The sequence below is a fragment of the Oscillibacter sp. UBA6647 genome, assembly GCA_002455655.1.
In the GTDB taxonomy this organism is placed as follows: Bacteria; Bacillota; Clostridia; order Oscillospirales; family Oscillospiraceae; genus Oscillibacter.
Window position 1 is genome coordinate 1 of the sequence record DKLF01000052.1, and the last position, 4,567, is coordinate 4,567.

Annotated in this window: 3 protein-coding genes; all 3 read left to right on the top strand. The window is 57.5% G+C overall.

Going from position 1 to position 4,567, the window contains the following annotated elements; all coding sequences use genetic code 11:
* Nucleotides 1-390: 390 nt before the first annotated feature.
* The 3 genes from B2W96_RS04180 (at nucleotide 391) to thrS (ending at nucleotide 4,357) form a co-directional block, all read left to right on the top strand.
* Entirely contained in the window at nucleotides 391-1,461 is a 1,071-nt protein-coding gene (locus tag B2W96_RS04180; RefSeq protein WP_293008855.1) for a hypothetical protein, read from the top strand.
* A 73-nt stretch (nucleotides 1,462-1,534) separates the two neighbouring features.
* Nucleotides 1,535-2,224, top strand: a complete 690-nt coding sequence (gene tsaA, locus B2W96_RS04185) for a tRNA (N6-threonylcarbamoyladenosine(37)-N6)-methyltransferase TrmO (RefSeq protein WP_293008857.1) — start codon at nucleotides 1,535-1,537, stop codon at nucleotides 2,222-2,224.
* 369 nt (nucleotides 2,225-2,593) lie between these two features.
* A complete protein-coding gene (gene thrS, locus B2W96_RS04190; RefSeq protein ID WP_293008859.1) occupies nucleotides 2,594-4,357 on the top strand; it encodes a threonine--tRNA ligase in 1,764 nt (587 codons plus the stop codon).
* The last annotated feature ends 210 nt before the right edge of the window (nucleotides 4,358-4,567 follow it).

Here is a 4,567-nt window from a genome sequence, read left to right on the forward strand (position 1 = left end):
ATATTTTGATGATCCGGCGTTTTTGTCTCACAAGGCCATGCTGGAGGAGAACTATACCCGACCGGCGGAGAGTGTGTTGTTTTTATAAGAGAAGTCTTTCGGACGCGCGGCGATGCAATCGCCGCGCGTCTGTTTTTTGTAGAAGCCTTGGCTTCACCGGGGAAGAAAGCTCCGTTCCGGCAAACGAAGTTTGCCGTTTCGTATTCTCCTGAGCAGCCGGATTCGCCGGGTATTGACTGAATATTTTTGTTTTTCAGCGTAGGGCAAAGCTGGGATTTTTTTGTCTCTTTTTGGATTAACCCGCTTCCGATTAGGAAGCGGATTGATTTTGTGTCGGGTCAGGCTGTTTCCGCATAATCTGTGGATGAGAACAGATTTGGAGGAGACAATATGGCTACTGTAACCAATTTTTTTCTCGGCGCCAATGGCGGAGCCGGATTTCAAAGCCTGTTTGACCGCTTGGTCGGAGAAGATACATATGACCTGATGATTTTAAAAGGGGGCCCCGGTGTTGGAAAATCCACGTTTTTAAGAATTTTGGGAGAGGCAATGGAGGGGGCCGGAGAGCGGGTGGAGTATCTTTGGTGCAGCGGCGACCCGGATTCGCTGGACGGAATTTACCTGCCTGACATGGGCTGCGCGGCGGTGGACGGCACGCCGCCCCACACCATGGAGCCCCGCTATGCGGCGGCGGTGGAGCGAATTGTGGATTTGGGCCGGTTCTACGACCTGACGGCGGCAAAGGCCGCTCGGGAAGAAATCGTGACCCTGATCCGGAAAAACAAGGAGGCTGTGGCCGGGGCTTACCGCTGCCTGAAGGCGGCGCGGGAAGTGGAGCTGGAGACGGTAACAGATGCGGGGCGATGTTTTGACCTCCAGCGGGCAAACCGGCGGCTGGACGGGATTATTGCACGGGAGCTGCGCAAAAAGGGAGATCAGCCCGGCAAGACGGATTGGCGCTTTTTGGGCGGAGTTACTTTCCGGGGGACCGTATGGCGGTTTGACAGCATAGAGACTCTTTGTCCCAAGGTTTATGAACTGGCAGACCGCTGGGAATTGGCGGGCCCGCTTTTGGAACGGCTGCGCAAGACTGCGTCGGACCAAGGCTGGGACACGATTGCCTGCCCGTCTCCCGAAGAGCCGGGACGGCTGGAGCATTTGTTGATTCCCGGTCTGGGACTTGGCTTTGTCACCTCCCGGCCCGGAATGGAGTACGAGGGAAAGCCTTTCCGCCGCATCCGTCTGGACGCGTTGACCCGGACGGAGGAGAGGGGGAGAGAGCGGCTGCTGCGGAGAATGTCCGCCTCCCTGCGGGAAGAAGCCGTCTCCGCTCTGCGGGACGCCAAGGACACTCACGATGTGTTGGAGGCGATTTACAACCCCTATGTGGACTTCGACGGTGTCCGGGCGCTGGCAGCTATTGAAACGGGACGGCTTTTAAGCTGGCAGAGCCGCCGTTAGGTGTTGCAAAAGCGGCGTATGTCCGCTATACTTAATACAACAAGAGATTTACGAAGGAAAGGGAAGTGGTTCTGTGGAAGACGGCTTTTCCGTAAAATTTATCGCCCGTATTCAAAGCGATTTTCAAACAAAATTTGGCGTTCCCCGCCAGAGCGGGTTGGTGGAAGAGCTGGAGAGCCGCGTGATATTTCTCCCGGAGTACCGCAACCCCGACGCGCTGCGGGGGCTGGAGGGCTTTTCCCATCTGTGGCTGATCTGGCAGTTTTCCGAATCTGTGCGGGCGGGCTGGTCGCCCACGGTGCGGCCGCCCCGGCTGGGGGGGAACGCCCGCATGGGCGTGTTTGCCACACGGTCGCCCTTTCGCCCCAATCCGATTGGCCTTTCCTGCGTAAAGCTGCTGGGCATTGAGGAGAGCGGATCTGACGGCTGTATTCTCCGGGTGGCGGGAGCCGATTTGATGGACGGCACGCCGATTTTGGACATCAAGCCCTATGTCCCCTATGTGGACGCCCACCCGGAGGCCACGGGCGGCTTTGCACCCTCTGCCCCGGAGCGGAAGCTGACGGTGGAGTGCCCACCGGAGGTGCTGGAACTTCTTCCGGAAGGGAGCAGGGCAGCCCTGATGGGCGTTTTGGCCGAGGATCCCCGGCCCGCCTATCAGGACGATCCGGGACGGGTGTACGGCTTCGGCTTTGCCGGGGCCGAGGTGAAATTCACCGTGGATGGGAACCGGCTTACGGTGCTCTCTGTCATAAAAAATTAACACACGGCGGCTTGACAGACGCAATTTCAGGTGCTATATTAGCAATAATCATACCAAAAGGCTTGGAAAAGGACATCGTTCGGGAAAGACACCAGAGAGGGGCCGCGCTTGCTGCAAGCGGCCCTTGCCGGAACCGAAGCGACACCGCCTTGGAGCCGCCCGCCGAAAGGGGAAACCCAAGTAGAACGGGACGGGACCTCCCGTTACAGAGGACACGAGCGGCGTCTATTTGGGCGCAAGCAGGGTGGAACCGTGGAATACGAATTCGTATCTCACCCCTGATTTTTCAGGGGTGAGATTTTTTGTCGTCAAAAATCTCCGGCGGCGCGTCCGCGTGCCGTCCCGGCCCCAATTTGAGGAGGAATTGAAATGTCTGAAGCAAATGAGAAGCAGTTTACCTTTGAAGACCCGGCCTACCGCAAAACCTATTGGCACACCTGCTCCCACGTCATGGCGCAGGCGGTGAAGCGCCTGTATCCCGAGGTGAAGCTGGCCATCGGCCCCTCCATCGACGAGGGCTTTTATTACGATCTGGATTCTCCCGTTCCCTTCACTCCTGAGATGATGGAGCAGATTGAGGCCGAGATGCGGAAAATCTGCAAGGAAAAGCTGAAGCTGGAGCGCTCCGAGATGCCCCGGGCTGACGCCATCAAGTTCATGGAGGAAAAGGGCGAGCCTTATAAGGTGGAGCTGATCAACGACCTGCCGGAGGATGCGGTGATCTCCTTCTACAAGCAGGGCGAGTTCATCGACCTGTGCGCCGGCCCCCATCTGGACTCCACCGGACGCATCAAGGGCAACGCCATCAAGCTCACCGCCTGCAACGCCGCCTATTGGCGGGGTGATTCCAACCGCCAGACCCTTCAGCGGATTTACGGCATTGCCTTCCCCAAAAAGGAGGAGCTGGACGCGTATCTGGAGCGCATTGAAGAGGCCAAGCGCCGGGACCACCGCAAGCTTGGCAAGGAGCTGGGTCTGTTTGCGCTGATGGACGAAGGCCCCGGCTTCCCCTTCTTCCTGCCTAAGGGCATGGTCCTGCGCAATACTTTGCTGGACTACTGGCGTCAGGTTCATAAGAAATACGGCTATGTGGAGATTTCCTCTCCTATTATTTTGAATCAGGAGCTGTGGCACCGCTCCGGCCACTGGGACCATTACAAGGACAACATGTATACCACCGTCATTGATGGAGAGGATTACGCCGTCAAGCCGATGAACTGCCCGGGCGGCATGCTGGTGTATAAGACCGAACCTCACTCTTACCGCGATTTGCCGCTGCGCATGGCTGAGCTGGGTTTGGTTCACCGGCACGAACTTTCCGGTGCGCTGCACGGTCTGTTCCGCGTCCGCTGCTTCACGCAGGACGACGCCCATATCTTCATGACATGGGATCAGATGGAGCAAGAAATTCAAAACGTGGTTCGCCTGTTTGACGAGGTGTACTCCGTCTTCGGACTGAGCTATCAGATCGAGGTTTCCACCATGCCGGAGGATCACATCGGCGAGAAGGAAACCTGGGACTATGCCACCGAGACGCTGAAAAAGGCCATCGAGCACATGGGTAAGGAATACGTCATTAACGAGGGCGATGGAGCCTTCTACGGCCCGAAGCTGGACTTCCATCTGGCGGACTCGCTGGGCCGGACCTGGCAGTGCGGCACGATTCAGCTTGATATGCAGATGCCCGAGCGTTTTGATCTTGAATATGTGGGTGAGGACGGCCAGAAACACCGGCCTGTCATGATCCACCGTGTGGTGCTGGGCTCTATCGAGCGGTTCATTGGCGTGATTATCGAACACTTTGCCGGTGCGTTCCCCACCTGGCTCAGCCCCGTGCAGGTGAAGATTCTCACCATTACCCAGCGGGCGGACGAATACGCCAAGCAGGTGGCCGCCGCGCTGGAGGCACAGGGCTTCCGGGTAGAGGTGGACCTGCGGAACGAAAAAATCGGCAAAAAAATTCGCGAGGCCCAACTGGAGAAGGACCCCTTCATGCTGGTGGTGGGCGACAAGGAGGCCGAAAGCGGCCAGGTGGCGGTTCGTCACCGGTCCGACGGCGACCTTGGCGTGATGTCGCTGGAGGCGTTTACCGCGCAGCTAAAGGAATTGGTGGACAGCAGAGCCGCCAAGTAAGGAAATTGAGAAGAACGCCGCGTCCGGTTTGCGGACGCGGCGTTCTGGAAAATCAGGGAGATGCAGAGCGCTTTGTAGAAACTGCCGGAAACGGACGAAAGATTTACGCAAAAGCTGTGGCGTTTTCCGAAAAGAAAGAAACCGCCGGATTTTCGTTGCGGCGGAGCTTTGCGGGGTAGTATACTGAATCAAATAAAAATTTGCGGACGC

Coding starts and splice junctions, on each gene's coding strand:
- B2W96_RS04180 (WP_293008855.1), top strand. CDS start 391: ATGGCTACTGTAACCAATTTTTTTCTCGGCGCCAATGGCGGAGCCGGA.
- thrS (WP_293008859.1), top strand. CDS start 2,594: ATGTCTGAAGCAAATGAGAAGCAGTTTACCTTTGAAGACCCGGCCTAC.